This window comes from Streptomyces atroolivaceus, from assembly GCF_000717025.1.
Taxonomy (GTDB): domain Bacteria; phylum Actinomycetota; class Actinomycetes; order Streptomycetales; family Streptomycetaceae; genus Streptomyces; species Streptomyces atroolivaceus.
Genome location: NZ_JNXG01000015.1, coordinates 202,534 through 223,262, shown reverse-complemented (window position 1 = coordinate 223,262; position 20,729 = coordinate 202,534). Strand labels below are relative to the sequence as shown.

General features: G+C 70.1%; 17 protein-coding genes. 7 read left to right on the top strand and 10 right to left on the bottom strand.

All coding sequences use genetic code 11. From position 1 onward, the window contains the following. Positions 1-3 precede the first annotated feature (3 nt). Positions 4-498, bottom strand: coding sequence for an NUDIX domain-containing protein (locus OO67_RS25870; RefSeq protein WP_033303967.1), 495 nt, complete (start codon positions 496-498; stop codon positions 4-6). Between the two features lie 131 nt (positions 499-629). Here OO67_RS25870 and OO67_RS25865 point away from each other — a divergent pair, with 131 nt between their 5' ends. Beyond that, the gene (locus OO67_RS25865; RefSeq protein WP_033303865.1) at positions 630-1,745 is read left to right on the top strand and encodes a glycerate kinase; all 1,116 of its coding nucleotides are present in this window, start codon (positions 630-632) and stop codon (positions 1,743-1,745) included. A 219-nt stretch (positions 1,746-1,964) separates the two neighbouring features. Here the strand turns inward: OO67_RS25865 and OO67_RS25860 are convergent, their stop codons facing one another. Next, the gene (locus OO67_RS25860) at positions 1,965-2,687 is read right to left on the bottom strand and encodes a helix-turn-helix domain-containing protein (RefSeq protein WP_033303864.1); all 723 of its coding nucleotides are present in this window, start codon (positions 2,685-2,687) and stop codon (positions 1,965-1,967) included. 216 nt (positions 2,688-2,903) lie between these two features. Between OO67_RS25860 and OO67_RS25855 the strand changes: the two genes are divergently transcribed. From OO67_RS25855 to OO67_RS25835, 5 genes are read left to right on the top strand one after another with little or no spacing between them, the layout of a single operon-like run. After that, complete coding sequence (locus OO67_RS25855) at positions 2,904-3,701, top strand: ABC transporter ATP-binding protein (protein WP_033303862.1); 798 nt, start codon at positions 2,904-2,906, stop codon at positions 3,699-3,701. Beyond that, positions 3,698-4,474, top strand: coding sequence for an ABC transporter ATP-binding protein (locus tag OO67_RS25850; RefSeq protein WP_078598299.1), 777 nt, complete (start codon positions 3,698-3,700; stop codon positions 4,472-4,474). The genes OO67_RS25855 and OO67_RS25850 overlap by 4 nt, the downstream gene beginning before the upstream one ends. Then, positions 4,471-5,361 carry a branched-chain amino acid ABC transporter permease gene (locus OO67_RS25845; RefSeq protein ID WP_033303859.1) on the top strand — a complete coding sequence of 297 codons (891 nt, stop codon included), beginning with the start codon at positions 4,471-4,473 and terminating at the stop codon, positions 5,359-5,361. The genes OO67_RS25850 and OO67_RS25845 overlap by 4 nt, the downstream gene beginning before the upstream one ends. Then, the gene (locus OO67_RS25840) at positions 5,354-6,478 is read left to right on the top strand and encodes a branched-chain amino acid ABC transporter permease (protein ID WP_033303858.1); all 1,125 of its coding nucleotides are present in this window, start codon (positions 5,354-5,356) and stop codon (positions 6,476-6,478) included. The genes OO67_RS25845 and OO67_RS25840 overlap by 8 nt, the downstream gene beginning before the upstream one ends. Further along, complete coding sequence (locus OO67_RS25835) at positions 6,475-7,728, top strand: ABC transporter substrate-binding protein (protein WP_033303857.1); 1,254 nt, start codon at positions 6,475-6,477, stop codon at positions 7,726-7,728. The genes OO67_RS25840 and OO67_RS25835 overlap by 4 nt, the downstream gene beginning before the upstream one ends. Before the next feature lie 55 nt (positions 7,729-7,783). On the opposite strand, the gene OO67_RS25830 is transcribed toward OO67_RS25835, so the two are convergent. After that, entirely contained in the window at positions 7,784-10,141 is a 2,358-nt protein-coding gene (locus OO67_RS25830; protein WP_033303856.1) for a galactose-binding domain-containing protein, read from the bottom strand. Between the two features lie 282 nt (positions 10,142-10,423). On the opposite strand from OO67_RS25830, the gene OO67_RS25825 reads away from it, so the two are divergent. Further along, a complete protein-coding gene (locus OO67_RS25825) occupies positions 10,424-11,782 on the top strand; it encodes a glycoside hydrolase family 5 protein (protein ID WP_033303854.1) in 1,359 nt (452 codons plus the stop codon). 183 nt (positions 11,783-11,965) lie between these two features. Here the strand turns inward: OO67_RS25825 and OO67_RS25820 are convergent, their stop codons facing one another. The 7 genes from OO67_RS25820 to OO67_RS25790 form a co-directional block, all read right to left on the bottom strand. Further along, positions 11,966-14,104: a SpoIIE family protein phosphatase gene (locus OO67_RS25820; RefSeq protein ID WP_033303852.1), complete on the bottom strand. Its 2,139-nt coding sequence runs from the start codon at positions 14,102-14,104 to the stop codon at positions 11,966-11,968. 178 nt (positions 14,105-14,282) lie between these two features. Then, the gene (pssA, locus tag OO67_RS25815; protein WP_033303850.1) at positions 14,283-15,101 is read right to left on the bottom strand and encodes a CDP-diacylglycerol--serine O-phosphatidyltransferase; all 819 of its coding nucleotides are present in this window, start codon (positions 15,099-15,101) and stop codon (positions 14,283-14,285) included. Between the two features lie 22 nt (positions 15,102-15,123). Then, positions 15,124-15,771: a phosphatidylserine decarboxylase gene (locus OO67_RS25810; RefSeq protein WP_033303848.1), complete on the bottom strand. Its 648-nt coding sequence runs from the start codon at positions 15,769-15,771 to the stop codon at positions 15,124-15,126. A gap of 181 nt (positions 15,772-15,952) precedes the next feature. Further along, positions 15,953-17,158 (bottom strand): acyl-CoA dehydrogenase family protein, encoded by a 1,206-nt coding sequence (locus tag OO67_RS25805; RefSeq protein ID WP_033303847.1) that lies wholly within the window; start codon positions 17,156-17,158, stop codon positions 15,953-15,955. A gap of 2 nt (positions 17,159-17,160) precedes the next feature. Further along, positions 17,161-17,688 (bottom strand): MaoC family dehydratase, encoded by a 528-nt coding sequence (locus OO67_RS25800; protein WP_033303846.1) that lies wholly within the window; start codon positions 17,686-17,688, stop codon positions 17,161-17,163. A gap of 2 nt (positions 17,689-17,690) precedes the next feature. Beyond that, positions 17,691-18,716 (bottom strand): HpcH/HpaI aldolase/citrate lyase family protein, encoded by a 1,026-nt coding sequence (locus tag OO67_RS25795; protein ID WP_382056983.1) that lies wholly within the window; start codon positions 18,714-18,716, stop codon positions 17,691-17,693. Next, positions 18,713-20,725 carry a protein meaA gene (locus OO67_RS25790; RefSeq protein WP_033303845.1) on the bottom strand — a complete coding sequence of 671 codons (2,013 nt, stop codon included), beginning with the start codon at positions 20,723-20,725 and terminating at the stop codon, positions 18,713-18,715. The genes OO67_RS25795 and OO67_RS25790 overlap by 4 nt, the downstream gene beginning before the upstream one ends. Positions 20,726-20,729: the final 4 nt, after the last annotated feature.

The following is a 20,729-nucleotide window of genomic DNA, read 5'->3' as shown; positions in this document are numbered from 1 at the left end:
CCCTCACCCCACGACCGGCATGCCGTCCTCCAGCTCCACGGCACCCGCCCCGGAGTCCAGCACCTCCAGCGCCGCGCCGACACGCGTCCCGAGGGAGCCGAGCAGATGGCCGGCGAGGTCGGCCCGGTCCACCAGGCGCCAGGAGAGCAGCTCGTCGTCCTGGATCCGGATCGCGTCGAAGTGCTCCTGGTCCAGCACGCCGCCGTCGTAGACGTAGGCGACGATCGGCGGGCGGCCGGGGCCGCGCGCCCAGTCGACCGCGAGCAGCCTGCCCGGCGCGATGTCGAGGCCGATCTCCTCCGCCGTCTCACGGCGGGCGGCCTGCCGGGGGCTCTCGCCGTCACCCGACTCGATGGTGCCCCCGGGCAGCGCCCAGCCGTCCCGGTAGTTCGGCTCGACGAGCAGGACCCGTCCCCGCTCGTCCCTGAAGAGAGTGGCTGCCCCGGCCAGTACGCGGGGGAGGCCGGCGATGTAGGTGGCGTAGTCAGAGGTGGTCACAGAGGCAGCGTAGGGGCCGGCCACGTGGTTTCGGACAGCCATGGGCAGATCAGGGGTGGTCCGGATAAGGTCGGGGCGGCGCGACTGCCTGTTCGAAAGCAAAGGGATACAAGGTGACGGACGGAGCAGTGATGGAGACCCCCCACGTGCTCGTGGCGGCGGACAAGTTCAAGGGCTCCCTGACGGCCGTACAGGTCGCGGAGCGGGTGACGGCCGGGCTGCGGCGCGTCGTGCCCGGCGTGCGAGTGGAGGCCCTGCCCGTCGCGGACGGCGGCGACGGTACGGTCGCGGCGGCGGTGGCCGCCGGATTCGAGCGCCGTGAGGCGCGGGTGACCGGGCCGCTGGGGACCCCGGTCACGGCGGCGTACGCCGTGCGCGACACCACCGCCGTGGTGGAGATGGCGGAGGCCTCGGGCCTCCAGCACCTGCCCGCAGGGGAGTTCGCCCCGCTCACGGCGACCACGTACGGCTCCGGTGAGCTGCTGGCGGCCGCGCTCGACGCGGGCGCACGGACGATCGTCTTCGGCGTCGGCGGCAGCGCCACGACGGACGGCGGCGCGGGCATGCTCGCCGCGCTCGGGGCACGCTTCCTGGACGGTGACGGCAAGCCCGTCGGCCCCGGCGGCGGCGCACTCGCCGAGCTGGCCGAGGCCGACCTGTCGGGACTGGACCCCCGGATCGCGGACGTCGACCTGATCCTCGCCAGCGACGTGGACAATCCGCTGACCGGACCGAAGGGCGCCCCCGAGGTCTACGGGCGGCAGAAGGGCGCCACCGAGGACGACATCGCCGTCCTCGACGCGGCACTCGTCCACTACGCGTCCGTGCTGGGCCCCGAGACCGCCGAGCTGCCCGGAGCCGGCGCCGCCGGAGGCATCGGCTACGGAGCACTGGTCGCCCTGGGCGCACGCTTCCGGCCCGGCATCGAGGTCATGCTCGACGTCCTGGGCTTCGCTCCCGCGCTGGCCCGGGCGACGCTCGTCGTCACCGGCGAGGGCTCGCTCGACGAGCAGACCCTGCACGGCAAGGCTCCGGCAGGCGTCGCCGCGGCGGCGCGCGCGGCCGGTGTGGAGGCCGTCGCCGTATGCGGGCGCCTCGCCCTGCCGCCGGAGGCACTGGGCAAGGCGGGCATCCGCCGGGCCTACGCCCTGACGGACCTGGAGCCGGACCCGGCCGTCTGCATGGCACAGGCCGGCCCACTGCTGGAACGCGCGGCCGAGGCGATCGCCCGCGACTTCCTGTCCTGACGCGCCGTCACGAGGGGGACGCCGGCCGGGCTTCTCCGCCCGGCGGGCCTCCCCTTCACGGCTGCGGCGTTCGTCCGCGCCCCTTCACGGCTGCGGCGTTCGTCCGCGCCCCTTCACGGCCGCGGCGTTCGTCCGCGCCCCTTCACGGCCGCGGGCGCTCGTCCGCACCCCTTTACGGCCGCGGCGCTCGTCCGGCTCCGCAGGGCCGCGCGGCACCCCTCACAGCTGCGGCGCCGTCATCCTGAAGGCGTCCAGCGCCAGCATCATCTCGATCAGTTCGCGCGGCCGTGACAGCGACCGCGACGTCAGCCGCTCCAGCCGCCGCAAGCGGTTGAGGACGGTGTTGCGGTGGCAGTACAGCCGCCCCGCCGCCCGCCCCGCCGACCCACCGCACTCCAGCCACGCCTCGAGCGTCCGCACCAGCAGCGCCCGGTCCGCCGGGGCCAGCGCCAGCAGCGGGCCGAAGACATCCGTGACCAGCCGGGCCGCCAGTTCGGGCTGGCTCACCAGCAGCGCAGCCGGCAGCCGTTCCTCCAGCCGCACGATCTCCGTCGTGCCGGGCGGACACGTCAGCAGGGCCACCTCGGCCAGCCGGCGGGCCGCCCCCAGCCCCGCCAGGCCGTCGGACACCGGGCCGATTCCGCCGGGGCCCTGACAGCACCGCACCAGGAGTGCGGTGAGCGCCGCCTGATCCCGGTCACCCAGGGCGACGACGACGACCTCGCGATCCGCCCGCTCCCGCCGGAAGAAGCGCAGCCCCTCCGCCTCCATCGCCACGGCCGCAGGCCCGCCCCCGCCCGCCCGCAGCACGGCCACCGCGTAACGGCCCTGCTCCGGCAGGTCGAGACCGCTCGCCGCGCGCGCCGCGAGACCCGGGTCCGGCCGGCCCTCCAGCAGGGCGTCGAGCAGTGCCCGGCCCCGCTCGTCACTGCGCCGCCGCATGTCTTCGCTCCGTCCCGCAGCCGAGCCGCTCATGGCTGGTGAGGATGCCACCGGCCGTGCCGGGGACGAGGGCGCGTCACCTCCCTCTGTGCACGCGCACAACCGGGCCGTTCGAAGACTGGTCGCCCGCAGCGATTGCGCCCGGGGCCGTGGACGCGCGCCGTGCCCGCTGCTGGTCTGTGGCACCACAACGACCAGTCGGAAGGAGGAGGACGCATGGCAACGCTCGAGATCCGCGAACTGTCCGTGGGCTACGGCCCGGTACGGGCACTGCGCGACGTCTCCGTCGACGTGCCGGCCGGCGCGATCACCGCGGTACTCGGTGGCAACGGCGCCGGCAAGACCACGCTGCTGCGGGCCGTATCGCGGACCCTCGGCTTCCACCGCGGCACGGGCACGGGCACCATCCGCTTCGACGGCCGTCCCCTGGACGGGCTCCGCCCCGCCCAGGTGGTGGCGGCGGGAGTGATCCAGGTGCCGGAGGGGCGGCAGGTTTTCGCCCGGATGACGGTGGCGGACAACCTGCGGGCGGGCGCACTCGGAGCACGCGGCGGGCGCAAGGCAGCGGCCGCCGCCCTCCACCGCGTACACGAACTGTTCCCGGTGCTCGCCCAGCGCGCCCACCAGAGGGCCGGTCTGCTGTCCGGCGGTGAGCAGCAGATGCTGGCGATGGGCCGGGCCCTGATGGCCGCCCCCAGGCTGCTGCTGCTGGACGAGCCGTCCCTCGGCCTCGCCCCGCTGATGGCGGCGAAGATCGCCGAGACGGTCCAGGAGATCAACGCGGGCGGCACCTCCGTCATGCTCGTCGAGCAGAACGCGGCCATCGCGCTGCGGCTCGCCTCCACGGCGTACGTCCTGGACGTCGGCGAGGTCGCCCTCGACGGCCCGGCCGACGAGCTCGCCGCGTCCGACGAGGTACGCCGCCGCTATCTCGGTGTCGTCGACGAGACGGCAGCCGAGGACGCGGCCCAGGCGGAAGGCGTCACCCGCACCCTGAGCAGGTGGTCCGCGTGACGACCGCCCCGGCCCCCCTCGCCGTGCGCGACGTGACCGTACGCTTCGCCGGGCTCACCGCCCTCGACGCGGTGTCCTTCACCGTCGAGCCGGGCAGTGTGCACGCCGTCATCGGCCCCAACGGCGCGGGCAAGTCCACCACTTTCAACGTGCTCTCCGGCGTCTACCGCGCCACCTCGGGCAGCGTGCACCTGGGTGACACCGAGCTCACCGGTCTGGCCCCGCACAGGATCGCCGACCTCGGAGTGGCCCGCACCTTCCAGAACCTGGCCCTGCCACCGCACGCCACCGTCGCCGAAAGCCTCCTGCTCGGCCGGCACCGGCTCACCCGCGCCGGCTTCGTGGCCTCGGGCCTGAGACTGCCCTCCGCGACCCGCGAGGCCCACCGGCATCTCGAACGGGTGCGTGAGATCGCCGGGTTCATCGGCCTGGAGAAGGAACTCGACTTCCCCGCAGGTGCCCTCCCGTACGGGAAGCAGAAGCTCGTCGAGCTCGGCCGCGCCCTGTGCATGGAGCCGAAGGTCCTCCTCCTGGACGAGCCCATCGCGGGCATGACCGCCGACGAGCGCCGGCGCACCGCGGCCGTCGTCGCCGGTGTGCGCGACAGCCTCGGCATCTCGATCGTCATGGTCGAACACGACATGGGGGTGGTGATGCGGCTCGCGGACGCCGTGACCGTACTCGACTTCGGACGCAGGATCGCGGGTGGCACGCCCGCCGAGGTGCAGAACGACCCGGCCGTCGTGCAGGCCTACCTGGGGGCACAGGAATGACCACCTTCATCGAACTCCTACTCGGCGGCCTCTCCATCGGCTCGGTCTACGCACTGATCGCCCTGGGCTTCGTCGTCATCTTCAAGGCGACCGAGGTCGTCAACTTCGCCCACGCCTCGCTGCTCCTGGCCGGCGGCTACGTCACCGCCGTGCTCCACGACGACATCGGCTTCTGGCCGGCGCTCGGCGTCGGGATCGCGGGCGCGGCCGTCGTCGGTTCGGCGGTCGAGTTCTTCGTGATGCGCCGCTACCGGGGGAGCGACCAGAGCGTCCTGGCCATCGTCACCATCGGCGTCGACATCCTCCTCACCACCGAACTCGTCCGGCGCATGGGGACGGACGTCATGTCGCTGGGCGACCCGTGGGGCGACGACGTCGTCACCATCGGAGGCGTCACCCTGGCCGAGACCCGCATCGCGGCGTTCCTCGTCGCGGGGCTGCTCATCACGGTGTTCCTGCTCGCCTTCCGCTTCACCTCGTGGGGCGTCTCCATGCGGGCAGCGGCCGAGAACCCGCAGACGGCCGCGCTGATGGGCATCCGGCTCGGCAGGGTCTCCCTCTCCGCCTGGGCGGTCGCCGGAGCACTCGCCGCCGTCGCCGCGCTCTTCCTCACCGTGTTCCCGACCCCCGGCCTGGAACGGGCCACCTCACTCGCCGCGCTCAAGGCGTTCCCCGCCGCGATCCTCGGAGGCCTCGACTCGACGACCGGGGCGCTCGTCGGAGGGCTCGTCGTCGGAGTCACCGAGTCACTCGCCACCGGCTACCAGGGCGACCTCTCCTTCCTCGGACGCGGCATCGGTGATCTCGCGCCCTATCTGGTGATGGTGGTCGTCCTGCTCATCCGGCCGGCGGGACTCTTCGGCACGAAGGAGCTGTCCCGTGTCTGAAGCCACCAAGGACGCCGTCGCACCGGCCCCTGCCGGGGCCACCGCCACCGGGACGTCGTTCACCGACCGGCTGCGCCGGCCCGCCCCGTACCTCTGGCTCGCCGGATCGGTCCTGCTCCTCCTCTTCCCGTTCTACCTCGACCGTTTCTGGCTCCAGGCCGGACTCTTCGCGATGGCCGCCGCGATCGGGGCGATCGGGCTCAACCTGCTCACGGGTTCCACCGGCCAGCTCTCCATGGGGCACGCCTTCTTCCTCGCGGTGGGCGCGTACGGCTACTGCATCCTCGGCGGGGAGAGCAGCACGGAGAACGGGCACGCCCTCACCGGCCTCGGCCTGCCCACCTGGCTCGCGGCCGTCCTGGCCGTGCTCCTGGCGGGCGCGGCGGGCGGACTCTTCAGCCCCATCGCGGGGCGGCTGAGCGGCGCCTACCTCGGTATCGCCACGCTCGCGCTGATCTTCATCGGCCAGCACGTGCTGTTCAACGCGGGCTCGCTCACCGGCGGCTTCAACGGCCGCCCGGTGCCGCCCCTCTCGCTCTTCGGGTTCACGTTCGACGACGCCGAGGTGGTCGTCGCCGCCGTGCCCTTCCAGTCGTCCGAGAAGCTCTGGTACCTGGGACTGGCCGCCCTGCTCGCCAGCGGGCTCTTCGCCCGCGGGGTGCTGCGCGGCAGGCCCGGCCGGGCCCTCAACGCCATCCGGGACCACCGGATCGCCGCCGGCGTCATGGGCGTGCCGGTGGCCAGGTACAGGGCCGGTGTCTTCGTCCTGTCCTCGATGTACGCGGGCCTCGCGGGCGTCCTGCTCGCGCTGGTCTTCCAGCGGACCGTGCCCGAGTACTTCGGCATGATCCTGTCCCTCGAATACCTCGCCATGATCGTCATCGGCGGGCTGGGCAGCGTCGCGGGGGCCGTCATCGGCGCCGCGTTCGTGTCGCTGCTCCCGCAGGTGCTCACCCACTACAGCGACTCCCTCCCCCTGGTGTCCGCCCCTGGTACGGGCGGCATCGCACCGGGCGAGGCGTCCCGCTATCTGTACGGCGCCGCGGTCGTCGCGGTCGTCCTGTTCCTGCCCGGCGGCATTGCGCGTCTGAAGACTCCAGGGGAGAAGAAGAAATGAAGCTACGTGTTGTCGGAGCCGTTGTCGCGGCTCTCACCCTCACCCTCGCGGGATGCAGCGAGAAGGCGAAGTCGTCCGACGACGGCGCCGCGGACAAGAACGGTGTGAAGACCGGGGAGGGCGTCACCGACTCGAAGATCACCCTCGGTGCCCTGACCGACATGACCGGGGTGTACGCCTCGCTGGGCAAGAGCGTCACCCAGGCCCAGCAGCTCTGGGTGGAGGAGACCAACAAGGCCGGCGGCATCTGCGACCGGCAGATCGAACTGACCGTCCGTGACCACGGATACGACCCGCAGAAGGCGATCGGCGCCTACACCGAGCTGGAACCGGACGTGCTGGGCTTCACCCAGTTCATCGGCTCCCCGTTCGTCTCCGCCGTCGAGTCGCGCATCGACGGGCAGGACAAGGGGATCGTGCTGCCCCAGGCATGGTCGGCGAACCTCGTCGGATCCGAGTACGTCCGAGTCATCGGCGCCACCTACGACGTCGAGACGATCAACCTGATCGACTTCCTGCTCGACGAGAAGCGCATCGCCAAGGGCGACAAGATCGGCCATGTGTACTTCGAGGGCGACTACGGCGAGAACGCCCTGGCCGGCTCGAAGCACGCGGCTCAGGAAGCCGGCCTCACCGTCGTGGAGCAGAAGATCAAGCCGACCGACAACGACATGACCGCCCAGGTCTCCGCGCTCAAGCAGGCCGGCGTGAAGGCGGTCGTCGTGAGCGCGGGTCCGCGTCAGGCGGCCTCCCTGGTCGGCGTCGCCGCGGCCACGGGCTTCGACGTCCCGGTCGTGGGCAACAACTCGGCGTACGCCCCGCAGCTCCTGGCGACCCAGGCGGGCGCCGCCCTGCAGAAGGACTACTACATCGGCTCCTCCACCCTGCCCATCGGTGACGCGGCGGCAGGCCCGGCGAAGCTCTCCAAGGCCTACGGAGCCAAGTACCCGAAGGACGGCCTCGACAACGGCGTCATCGCCGGATACAACGCCGCGACCGTCTTCGGCGAGGCACTGAAGAAGGCCTGCGAGTCGAAGGACCTGACCCGTGAGGGTGTCGGCAAGGCCCTGCTCACCATCAAGGACTTCGGCGCCGACTTCGGGATCTCGCACGACTTCACCGACCCGGCGGCGCCCTCCACCCGGGAGACCGTCGTCATGAAGCCGGACGCCAAGACCCCCGGCGGCCTCAAGGTGGTCCGCCCGGCCGAGGTTGCCCCGGCCGCCGAGTCCTTCACGCTCAAGCCCTGACCCTCCCCGCACAGCGACGGGCCCGGCCGCGCAGGCCGGGCCCGTCCGTGTGCGGTCAGTGGGTGTAGGCCTCCAGTTCGGACAGCTGACCCGCGGGCCAGCCGGTGTTCGCGGTGAACGTGAGGCGCAGATACCGGACGGGTGCCCCGGTGAGCGTCACCGTCGCGGTGTTACCGCCCGACGGGCTGAAGGTGTAGCCCGCCGGCGCCTTCAGCGTGCTGTAGGCGGAGTTGTCGGTGCTGCCCGTCACACCGATCGTCTGGGTGCGCGTCGCCCAGGCGGCGGCCGGAGGCAGCTTCAGCACCAGCCGCTCGACCGCCTTGGCGGCACCGAGGTCCACGGTGACGGACTGCGGGAAGGCGTTGTTACGGCTCTCCCAGTAGCTGTCGGCGTTGCCGTCCACCGCGTTGCCGGCGCCGTACACATCGGCGTGGCTCGTCTCCGTGACCGGGCGCCCTTGTGCCAGGTTGCCCGTCTCCTCGGGCGGGTCCGTCGGGTCCGGGGGATCGGTCGGGTCCGTGGGTCCGCCGCCACCGGGGACCCCTCCGTTGGTCCACACCGGGTCGGGCCAGACACCCGTGCAGGCGGGCGGGTTCGCGTACCAGCCCGAGTTGCCGGTGCCCTGCGTGATCCGGAAGCCACTGCCGACGCAGTTGTGGACCGGGTTGGACTGGGCGATGTTCGTCGCGACGACCTTGTCGAAGGAGGCCGTGCCCGGGGCCTGGATCTGCAGTGCGTACGTGCCCGCGCCGTCGATCTTGATGTTGTCGAAGTGCAGTCCGTTGCTCGCCCCTTCGATCAGATGGATCGCGGCGTAGGAACTGTCCAGGATCTTGCTGTCTGTGATGTTGATCGTCGCGTTGCTGATCGGTTCGTTGAGACCGCTGAACCAGATCGCGCCGACGCCGAAGCGCCAGTTGAAGTCGTTGTTCCCGGTCCGGATCAGGGTGTTGCGCGCTGCGGTGTGGGTTCCCGAGACGGCCGTTCCCTGGCCCGAGTTGACTCCCGGATAGCGGTTGGCGATGTGCAGTCCGCCGCCGTTGGTGACGGTGTCCGACATGACGTTGTCGGAGATCGTGATGTCCTTGCCGCCGTATGTGACGATGTTGTTGGCGAGGATCGGAAGGATCACCGTGTTGAACGTGAACTTGTTCTTCACGTTCGGGACGTTCTCCGCCCACATGGCCAGACCGTCGTCGCCGGTGTTGCGGACGAAGGTGTTGGTCACCGTGGAGTTCGTGACGCCGTAGTGGAAGTTCACCCCGTCCGCGGTCTGGTCGAGGATCCGGCTGTTCCTGATGGTGAAGTTGTTCATCGGGCCGTCCATCCAGGCGCCGCACTTGGTGTGCTGCATCCAGACGTTGTCGACCACGGAGTCGGACATGGCCCCGCCGATGGCGTTGACCTGGTCGTTGTCCACCCGCTCACGGATGTCGCCGATGATGGCGAAGTCCCTGAGGGTGACGTTGCTGCTGCCGCCCTGTGCCGCGTACTTCCCGTAGACCCCGACCGCCTTGCTCCGGTCGGTGGGGTGACGTCCCGTCAGCACGCTGTACCAGGGACCCGCGCCGCGCAGGGTCACCTTGTCGACGACGATGTGGTCGCGGACCTGGAACGTGCCCCGCGGGATGTACACCTCCTTTCCCTGGGAGCGGCCGGCATCGACAGCGGCCTGGATCTTCGCGGTGGAGTCGGTGCCACCGGTCGGGTCGGCACCGAAGTCGCTCACGACGTCCAGCGCCCCGGAAGGCTTGCCGACCGGCGCGCCCACCTGCTCGAAGTCCGCGAGATCGATGGTGAACGACGGTGACGCGGCCGTGGAGGTCACCTGGAGCCGGACCTTCGTACCGGCGGCGAGGGTGGATCCGAACATGGTCCGGGTCTCGTCGTAGAAGTGATGCGGATCGGTGTCGCCCGGGTTGTTGTTGAAGGGGTAACCCCCGTAGTACCAGCTGTACTTCGACGTCACCGGCACGCTCTTGAGCGAGGAGCCGCCGACCCGCAGGTCGAGGGAGGCGTCCCGGCCCGTCCCGGCCGCGTCGTCCGGCAGCGAGTAGCGGAAGGTCATGGCGTTCGCGGGAGCGGTGAGCGTGAACTCGACGTACTCACCCGTGGCGTCGAGCGTGACGGCCTGCCGGCCCGACGCCTCGGACGGCAGCGAGCCGTACAGGCGGTCGGGGCCGATCAGCGAGCCGTTGGTGGCGGCGTACTCGGCTTCCTGTTCCTTGAACGGGACGGTGGCGCCCCGGCCGGATATCCCGACGGGTGACGGTGCGGGGACCGCGGCGGCCTGGGCGGGGGGAGCGCCGGCCAGGACCACCGCCGCCGCGGTGCCCGCGGCGGCGAGTGCGAGTGCGAGGGAGGCGGACAGGGAGCGTCCGAGCAGACGTGGGCCAGGGAGTGGTGGGGTCACGTGTGGGTCGTCCTTGCGGCTCGAGGGGCTCTTCGGACGCCCCACAGGCTAGGAGCACACAGGTAAAGAAGTCCACGGTGTTGCGCAAGATTTCGTCTACATCGCTCAAATAAGTGACTCGACGTGGGAATACCGGGCGGTGGGGGAGGGGGCCTGCCTTCAAGAAATGAAGATTGTCATGTCCATTGACAGTCGATCGGTCGTGCTGGCTTCATGTGGGCAAGGGAATGGGAGCGCTCCCATCCACGCTGCCCGTCCCACCCCCATGAAAGGCGACAACGGATGAAGCCATGGACGAGAAAACGGCTGGCTGCGGCGCTCGGCGCCGCCGTGACCGCGACCGCACTGCTGATGACACTGTCCGGCCCGGTCGCCGCGCAGTCGGCACAGGCCGGTGAGGCGGCCCTGCCCGCTGCCGGCACCGGCACGGACTGGCTGCACACCGAGGGCAACCGGATCGTCGACGAGCAGGGCAACCAGGTCTGGCTGACGGGCGCCAACTGGTTCGGCTTCAACGCCACCGAGCGCGTCTTCCATGGGCTGTGGTCCGCGAACCTGGACACGATCACACGGCAGATGGCGGAGCGCGGCATCAACATCGTCCGCGTTCCCATCTCGACCCAGCTCCTCCTGGAGTGGAAGAACGGTCAGGCGGCGGTCTCCAGCGCGGTCAACACCTGGGCCAACCCGGAGCTCCAGGGGAAGACGACCCTGGGTGTCTTCGACGCGTTCCTCGGCGTGGCGGAGAAGTACGGCATCAAGGTGATGCTCGACGTGCACAGCGCGGAGGCCGACAACTCCGGCCACGTGCACCCCGTGTGGTGGAAGGGCGCCATCACCACCGAGCAGTTCTACTCCGCCTGGGAGTGGGTGACCGCCCGCTACAAGGCGGACGACACGCTCGTGGCGATGGACGTCAAGAACGAGCCGCACGGCAAGCAGTCCGACAGCCCCCGGGCCAAGTGGGACGGCTCCACCGACCAGGACAACTTCAAGCACACCTGCGAGACCGCCGGCAAGCGCATCCTCGCGGTCAACCCCAAGGTCCTCGTCATGTGCGAGGGCATCGAGATCTACCCCAAAGACGGCGCGAACTGGTCGTCCACCTCGGCGGCCGACTACCACGGCATGTGGTGGGGCGGAAACCTGCGCGGGGCGAAGGACCACCCGGTCGATCTCGGAGCCCAGCAGGACCAGCTGGTCTACTCCCCGCACGACTACGGACCTCTGGTGCACCAGCAGCCCTGGTTCCAGGGCGAGTGGAGCCGCACCACGCTGGAGCGCGACGTCTGGGACCCCAACTGGCTCTACCTGCACAAGGACGGCACCGCACCGCTGTTCATCGGTGAATGGGGCGGTCACCTCGACAACGGCCCGAACCAGAAATGGATGACCGCCCTGCGCGATGTGATCGTGGAGAACGGCATCCACCAGACCTTCTGGTGCATCAACCCCAACTCCGGTGACACGGGCGGCCTGCTGGGCTACGACTGGGCGACCTGGGACGAGGCGAAGTACGCCCTGCTCAAGCCCGCCCTCTGGCAGTCGGGCGGCAAGTTCGTCAGCCTCGACCACGAGGTCAGGCTCGGCGGCGCTGCCGGCACCACCGGCATCAGCCTGGGCGACCTCTACGGCAGCTGAAGTCCGCCCCGTGCCCGCGGCACCACGCCCGCCCCGCCCCCCCCCGCACGACCCCCGCGACGTCCTGGGGTGCCGATGAACCCCACCGCCTCGGCACCTCAGGGCTCCACATCCCCGGCACCTGCGGCAGAGTCTCCGCAGGTGCCCGGCCGTAATCCGCCCGGGACCGCACGTCGGCCGTCGTCAGCCGTCCGGCCGGAGGGCGTTGATCAGCAGCAGCGCGATGTCGTCGGTGCCGGGCGTGGCCCGATTCGCGTACCGCACGAGGGTGTCGGCGACCGACTCCATGTCCTGGTCCAGGGCCAGGGCGAAATGCGCGGCCAGTTCGGCGGTGGCGTCGTCGAAGTCCACGCCCGGCGCCTCCACGAGCCCGTCGGTGTACAGGGCGAGCGCCGCACCGGGAGGCATGTCGATGTGCGTCGTCGGGTAGCGGGAGGCGGGGTCGATGCCGAGCAGGAGGCCGGGCGGCAGCTCGAGGACGTCGGTCTGTCCGTCGGGCTGTCGCATCAGCGGCCCGGGATGGCCCGCGGTGGCCAGGCAGGCGCTGTGTCCGGCGAGGTCGAGGTGCACGTAGAGGCAGCTCGTGAACAGGCCGGGGTCGAGGTCGGTGAGCAGCCGGTTGGTGCGGGCCAGGACCTCGTCCGGCGGGGCCCCCGCGGAGGCGTGCACCGCGGTACGGACCTGTCCCATGAGCGCGGCGGCGTTCTCGTTGTGGCCCTGCACGTCGCCGATGGCCGCGGCGGCCGTGGTCTCGTCGAGCCGGATCAGGTCGTAGAAGTCCCCGCCGATGCCCATGCCGCGGGTCGACGGGAGGTAGCGGGCCGCCACGTCCAGACCGGCGATCGCGGGCAGCCTCTGGGGCAGGAGATGGGCCTGCAGGCTGTGCGCGAGCCTGTCCTTGGTGTCGTAGAGGCGGGCGCGGTCCAGGGCCTGGGCGAGCAGCCCCGCGATCGACGTCAGCAGGGCGCGCTCCTCGGGCTCGAAGGAGTGCGGCCTGTCGTAGGCGAGGACCAGTGAGCCGACCGGACGCCCGGAGACGATCAGCGGCAGGAACGCGCAGGCGGCCACGGCGTCGCGCAGGCCCGCCGAAGGGTAGGCCCGCTCCAGATCGCCGAAGGTGGGGTAGAAGTCGGGAATGCCTGTCGTCAGCACGTGCGCGGCGGGTGTGGCCGACACCAGGGGGGCGCCGTCGAAGCGGTCCATGAGCGCCGGATGGCTGCCTCTGCCGCCCTCGACCCGCAGGCGCCCCTCCACCGACGTCATGACCACGAGTGTCTGTATCCGGAAGGCCGACATCAGCTGGTCGCCGGCCAGCTCGATGACGTCCGCGGTGCCGACCGCCTCGGTGAGCGACGCCGCAAGATGCATCAGGTGGTAGAGAGCGGTGGCACGGCTGGGAACGGCGGCGGTGGTGGGCAGCGCGGGGGCGGGGACGTCGCGGGGCCCGGGCCGTACGGTGGGCACGATCCGGACACTGATGCCGGTGGCGTTCGGGAACAGATGGAAGGACAGCCACCGGTCCGGTGGCCGCAGCACCGTGAAGGACGTCTGCTGACGGCCGATGACGGCGGCCCGGTAGTGGTCCTCCACCGCCGGGTTGTTCATCCAGGGGAGAGAAACCCAGGGCAGCGTCCCCATCACGTCCTCGGCCCGGGTTCCCAGAAGGGCCGCGGCGGCGTCGTTGAGGAAGACGACCGTCCCGTCGATCGCCAGCGAGCAGCTCCCGCCGGGCAGCCGCCGGACGAACTCCGCGATGGCCGTGGCCTCCACGGGGTCGGGGGTGGCCGGCTTCGGCGGGGGCAGTACCCGTGGCTGGGCGCCGGGCACGATCGGGTAACCGCTGCTCTCGGCCTGCTGCAGGAGCATCCCGATGCCGTGGCAGCCCCTGACGACGGCCTCACGCTCGTCGGGCGGCAGCTGCGACGGGTGCGAACCGGGCCACAGCAGAGTGAGCCCGCCCCGGGCCGTGCCGCCGGTATGGATCGGGGCGGCACCCAGAGCGAACTGGTACGGCAGGACGAGTGCCGGGCGCGGGTAGCGGCGCGCAAGCTCCTCCTGGCTGCCGAGCCAGATCAGGCACCGCAGACGCACGGCGTCGGCCACCGGTACCGGGGCGGACAGCGGGACCCGGGCCCACGGGGTGGCCAGCTGGCTGGGCACCCCCGCGAGCACGGCCAGGTGCAGGGTGGTGTCCTCCGGCGGCAGCAGGTACAACATCGCCACGGACGCGCCTGTCTCCTGCACGACGTGGGCGACGGCGCTGTCCAGCAGCTCCGTGCCCGAACCTGTGCCGGCGACAGAGGCGACGGGAAGATCCTGCACGTTCTCAAGCGTCCCCCGGGAGAGGCGGCTGCGCACCCGCTGACGGCAGCAGCGGTGTGCGCCCGGCGCCCTGCCGGTGCGCCCGGCGCGCACCGTGCGTCGAGCCGACGGCCACCGCACGCACCGAGGGCCCGGATGCGGGAAGCATCCGGGCCCTCGTGGAGTCGCGTCGGCGTGGCTACGGGAGCTGCGCCGCCCGGGCTTCGCGCCGGTTGTCGCGGAAGGTGTTCACCCGCCGTGCCGTGGCGAAGAGCGGGATCACCGCCCCCAGGACGACCTGCAGCGCGCAGCCGGTCTGCAGGAGCAGCTGGCCGCCGGGCGCGTCGAACGCCCAGGCGGCGAGGAGGCCCATCGCGGCCACGATCCAGCTGAGCATCGCCACCGCGAGGACACCCCGCGGCTTCGGGTACTCGACCCGGCTGACCATCAGCCACGCCACTCCGATGATCGCGAGCAGCGTCGGCACGAAGGGCAGCTCCAGGAGCACGATCGAGACGACCGTGAGCGCTCCGAAGGGGCTCGGCATGCCCTGGAACATGCCGTCCTTCAAGGTCACGCACGAGAAGCGCGCAAGCCTGAGCACCACCGCCAGCAGCACCACGATCGCCGCGAGCGCCGACACCCTCTGGTGTGCGTCGTCCGCGACCATGCCGTACACCAGGACGAAGTACGCCGGTGCGAGGCCGAAGCTGATCAGGTCGGAGAGGTTGTCCAGCTCCGCACCCATCGGGGAGGAGCGCAGCTTGCGCGCCACGAGCCCGTCGAACAGGTCGAACACGGCGGCCATGAGCATGAGGATCACCGCGGTCGCCGCGGAGTGCCTGGCCATGCCCGTCTCGTCGCTGCCCGTGAGGTGCGGGATGAGGATCCCCGTGGTGGTGAAGTACACCGCCATGAAGCCGCACGTGGCGTTACCGAGGGTGAGCGTGTCCGCTATCGACAGCCGCATGGAGAGCGGCATGTCCTCGGTGTCGTCCTCCTCGTCGGCCTCCGGCACCCAGCCGGCCTGCGTCTCAGGATCAACTACGGTCAATTCGAGTCACCCCCGCGGTGGTGGCCTGGCCTACCTCGACCGCGACATCGACACCTTCCGGAAGGTAGATGTCCACGCGCGATCCGAAGCGGATCAGGCCGATGCGTTCGCCCTGCTCCACCTTCGTACCCTGCGGGATGTAGGGGACGATGCGACGGGCGACCGCTCCCGCGATCTGCACCATCTCGATGTCGCCGAGCTCGGTGTCGAAGTGCCAGACAACGCGCTCGTTGTTCTCGCTCTCCTTGTTGAACGCCGGGACGAAGCCACCCGGGATGTGCTCGACCGAGGTCACGGTGCCGGACAGGGGCGCCCGGTTGACGTGAACATTCAGCGGGCTCATGAAGATCGCGACGCGGGTGCGCCCGTCCTTCCACGGCATGATGCTCTGCACCACGCCGTCGGCCGGCGAGATGACGCGGCCCTGGGTGATCTCGCGCTCGGGGTCGCGGAAGAACCACAGCATGCCCGCCGCGAGCGCGGTGGTGGGCACGGCCACAGCGGCCCAGCGTCCGGACCGGCGGGCCCGGGCGATGCTGAGCGCCGCGGTGGCGACGGTCGGGAGGAGCCACGGCGAAGCTCCGCGCGCAAGGCGGACCCCGCCGCGTGGTGCAGAGTTCTGACTGTCGGGCATGGATGACCTTCGTAGCGGATGATGCCGCGCTGGCAACGGGGGGACGGCGGCTTTCCGGCGATGCTATCGGGTGCGAGCGGCAACTGGGCAAGCCAGCAGCCGAGTCGGACAGCTGAAAGGCTCCGGACAGGAGTGACCGGGTGTGATGTTCTTCGCCACCAAATCACCTCGAATCGGACATTCAGCCCTGGAACCGGTACTCTTCGAGCAGCCGGCGACCGATGATCATTTTCTGGATCTCGGCGGTACCTTCACCGATCAGCAGCATCGGTGCCTCACGGTAGAGGCGCTCGATCTCGTACTCCTTGGAGAAGCCGTAACCGCCGTGGATACGGAAGGCGTCCTCGACGACTTCCTTGCAGTACTCGGAGGCGAGGTACTTCGCCATCCCTGCCTCCAGGTCGTTCCGCTCCCCGGAGTCCTTCTTGCGTGCTGCATTCACCATCATCGCATGCGCCGCTTCGACCTTGGTGGCCATTTCAGCCAGTTTGAACTGGATCGCCTGGTGCTGGGCGATCGGTTTTCCGAAGGTCTGGCGCTGCTGGGCGTACGAGACGCCCAGCTCGAACGCACGCTGCGCGACCCCGCAACCACGTGCGGCGACATTCACCCGTCCGACCTCGACGCCGTCCATCATTTGGTAAAAACCCCGGCCGGTGGTGCCACCCAGCACACGATTGGCCGGAATGCGCAGTCCGTCCATGATGAGTTCGGTCGTGTCGACGCCCTTGTAACCCATCTTGTCGATCTTCCCCGGGATGGTGAGACCGGGGCGGACCTCGCCGAAGCCCGCCTCCTTCTCCACCAGGAAGGTCGTCATCGACTTGTGCGGAGCGGTTCCCTCGGGGTGTCCTTCGTCACTCCGGCACAGAACGGCGACCAGGGTGGACGTGCCGCCGTTCGTCAGCCACATCTTCTGACCGTTGAGAACGTACTCGTCGCCGTCCCTCACACCCTTGGACGAGATCGCGGAGACGTCGGAGCCGAGAGCCGGCTCGGACATCGAGAACGCGCCCCGCACCTCGCCCAGCGCCATCCGCGGCAGGAACGTGTCCTTCTGCTCCTGCGTGCCGTGCTGCTTGAGCATGTAGGCGACGATGAAGTGCGTGTTGATGATGCCCGACACGCTCATCCAGCCCCGGGCGATCTCCTCGACGCACAGCGCGTAGGTGAGGAGCGACTCGCCCAGACCGCCGTACTCCTCCGGAATCATCAGCCCGAACAGGCCGAGTTCTTTGAGCCCTTCGACGATTTCCGTCGGATACTCGTCGCGGTGCTCCAGCTGGGTCGCGACAGGAATGATCTCCTTGTCGACGAAATCCCGGACCGTGGAGAGGATTTCCTGCTGGACATCCGTCAGACCGGCGGTCTGCGCGAGTCGGCTCATGGCTACTTCTCCACGTTCTTGCTCGGCGGCTGGATCGGCTCCGGGCGGCCGGGCTGCTCGCCGCCCCGCTCCTTGATGTACGTCTCGGTGGGGACCATCACCTTGCGGCGGAACACGCATACCAGCGTGCCGTCCTGCTTGTAGCCCTTTGTCTCCACGTAGACGATGCCGCGGTCGCTCCTGGACCTCGACGGCGTCTTGTCGAGCACGGTCGTCTCGCCGTAGATCGTGTCGCCGTGAAAAGTCGGCGCCACGTGCTTCAGGGATTCCACCTCCAGATTGGCGATCGCCTTTCCGGAGACGTCCGGCACCGACATGCCGAGCAGCAACGAGTAAATGTAGTTGCCTACGACAACGTTCTTTCCGAAATCCGTCGTCTTCTCGGCGTAGTTGCTGTCCATGTGCAGCGGGTGATGATTCATGGTCAGCAGGCAGAAGAGGTGGTCGTCGTATTCGGTGACCGTCTTTCCGGGCCAGTGCTTGTAGACAGCACCGACCTCGAACTCCTCGTATGTGCGTCCGAACTGCATGGTCAGGCCTCCGGCGCTTCGAACTTGGAGGTGCGCTGCATGCCGGCCGCGCGGCCCTTGCCCGCGATGACCAGGGCCATCTTGCGGCTGGCCTCGTCGATCATCTCGTCGCCGAGCATCGCCGAGCCCTTCTTGCCGCCCTCCTCCGAGGTGCACCAGTCGTAGGCGTCGAGGATGAGCTCGGCGTGGTCGTAGTCCTCCTGCGAGGGCGAGAACACCTCGTTCGCCGCGTCGACCTGACCGGGGTGCAGCACCCACTTGCCGTCGAAGCCCAGCGCCGCCGCACGGCCCGCGACCTCGCGGTACGCGTCCACGTCGCGGATCTGGAGGAACGGGCCGTCGATGGCCTGGAGGTCGTGCGTGCGGGCCGCCATCAGGATGCGCATCAGGATGTAGTGGTAGGCGTCCGCCGGGTAGCCGGGCGGCTGCTGGCCGACGACCAGGGTCTTCATGTTGATGGAAGCCATGAAGTCGGCAGGGCCGAAGATCAGGGTCTCCAGGCGCGGAGAGGCGGCGGCGATGTCGTCGATGTTCACCAGGCCCTTGGCGTTCTCGATCTGCGCCTCGATGCCGATCTTCCCGACCTCGAAGCCCATCGTCTTCTCGATCTGGGTCAGCAGCAGGTCCAGGGCGACGACCTGCTGGGCGTCCTGGACCTTCGGCAGCATGATGCAGTCGAGGTTCGGGCCAGCGCCCTCGACGACCGTGATGACGTCGCGGTAGGTCCAGTGCGTCGTCCAGTCGTTCACCCGGACGACCCGGGTCTTGCCGGTCCAGTCGCCGTTGTTGAGTGCGTCGACGATGTGGTGCCGGGCGCCCTCCTTGGCGAGCGGCGCGCAGGCGTCCTCCAGATCAAGGAAGACCTGGTCGGCCGGCAGTCCCTGGGCCTTCTCCAGGAACCGCGGGTTGGAGCCCGGCACCGCCAGACAGGAACGCCGCGGACGCAGACGGTTCACGGGGGCGGAGTGGCGCGCGGCGGAGCCGCCCGAGATCGGGGTGGCGGCGGGCGACGGGCTGGGCGTGGTCATGCGGGGACCTCCAGAGGTTCGAGCTTGTTCGCTTTCCGGATCTCGTCGACGATACGGCCGATGATTTCCGTGATGCCGAAGTCCTTGGGCGTGAAGACGGCGGCGACGCCGGCCGCGATGAGGGCGTTCGCGTCGGCCGGTGGAATGATGCCGCCCGCGATGACCGGGATGTCCGGCGCACCGGCCTCGCGCAGCCGGTTCAGCACGTCCGGCACCAGCTCGGCGTGCGAGCCGGACAGGATGGACAGGCCGACGCAGTGCACGTCCTCGGCCAGTGCGGCGTCCGTGATCTGCTCGGGCGTCAGCCTGATCCCCTGGTAGACCACCTCGAAACCGGCGTCCCTGGCACGTACGGCGATCTGCTCCGCGCCGTTGGAGTGCCCGTCGAGGCCCGGTTTGCCGACCAGCAGGCGCAGTCGGCCGACGCCGAGGTCGTCGGCGGTGCGGGAGACCTTCTCGCGGACCAGGGCGAGCGGCGTCCCCGCCTCCGCGGTGACGGCCACGGGCGCCGACGAGACGCCCGTCGGGGCCCGGAACTCGCCGAACACGTCGCGCAGGGCCCAGGACCACTCACCTGTGGTGACGCCGGCCCGAGCGCACTCGACGGTCGCCTCCATCATGTTCGCGGTTCCCGCCGCGGCCTTCTTCAGGGCCGTGAGCGCCTCGGTGGCCCGGGCCTCGTCGCGGTTGTCACGCCACTCGTGCAGCGCGGCGACGACCCGGGCCTCGTTCTCGGGGTCCACCGTCATGATCGCCGCGTCCAGGTCGGCGGTCAGCGGGCTGGGCTCGGTCGTCTCGTAGATGTTGACCCCGACGATCTTCTCCTCGCCGCCCTCGATCCGGGCCCGCCGGACGGCGTGCGAGGAGACGAGCTCCGACTTGAGGTAGCCGGACTCCACGGCGGCCATCGCGCCGCCCATCTGCTGGATCCGGTCGATCTCGGCCAGCGACTCGGTGACCAGCTCGTCGACCTTGGCCTCGATGACATGCGAACCGGCGAAGATGTCCTCGTACTCCAGCAGATCGCTCTCGTGCGCCAGCACCTGCTGGATGCGGAGCGACCACTGCTGGTCCCAGGGGCGCGGCAGTCCGAGAGCCTCGTTCCAGGCGGGCAGCTGCACGGCGCGGGCGCGGGCGTCCTTGGAGAGGGTGACGGCCAGCATCTCCAGCACGATGCGCTGGACGTTGTTCTCCGGCTGGGCCTCGGTCAGCCCCAGGGAGTTGACCTGCACGCCGTAGCGGAAGCGCCGCTGCCTGGGGTTCGTGATGCCGTACCGCTCGCGCGTGACCTGGTCCCAGATGCGGCCGAAGGCGCGCATCTTGCACATCTCCTCGATGAAGCGGACGCCCGCGTTCACGAAGAAGGAGATGCGGGCGACGACGTCGCCGAACCGCTCCTCGGGAACCTGGCCGGAGTCCCGCACCGCGTCGAGCACCGCTATGGCCGTCGACATGGCGTACGCGATCTCCTGTACCGGAGTGGCTCCCGCCTCCTGCAGGTGGTAACTGCAGATGTTGATCGGGTTCCACTTCGGGATGCGGTTGACCGTGTACGTGATCATGTCGGTCGTCAGCCGCAGCGAGGGGCCCGGCGGGAAGACGTGCGTCCCCCGCGACAGGTACTCCTTCACGATGTCGTTCTGCGTCGTGCCCTGGAGCCTGTCGGGGTCCGCGCCCTGTTCCTCCGCGACCACCTGGTACAGGGCCAGCAGCCACATCGCGGTGGCGTTGATCGTCATCGAGGTGTTCATCTGCTCCAGGGGGATGTCCTGGAACAGCCGCCGCATGTCACCGAGGTGCGAGACGGGCACCCCGACCCGGCCCACCTCACCGCGGGCGAGGACGTGGTCGGGGTCGTAGCCGGTCTGCGTGGGCAGGTCGAAGGCGACCGAGAGACCCGTCTGGCCCTTGGCGAGGTTGCGCCGGTAGAGCTCGTTGGACGCCTCGGCGGTCGAGTGACCGGCGTACGTCCGCATGAGCCACGGACGGTCCTTCTGACGTTCGGTCATCGTC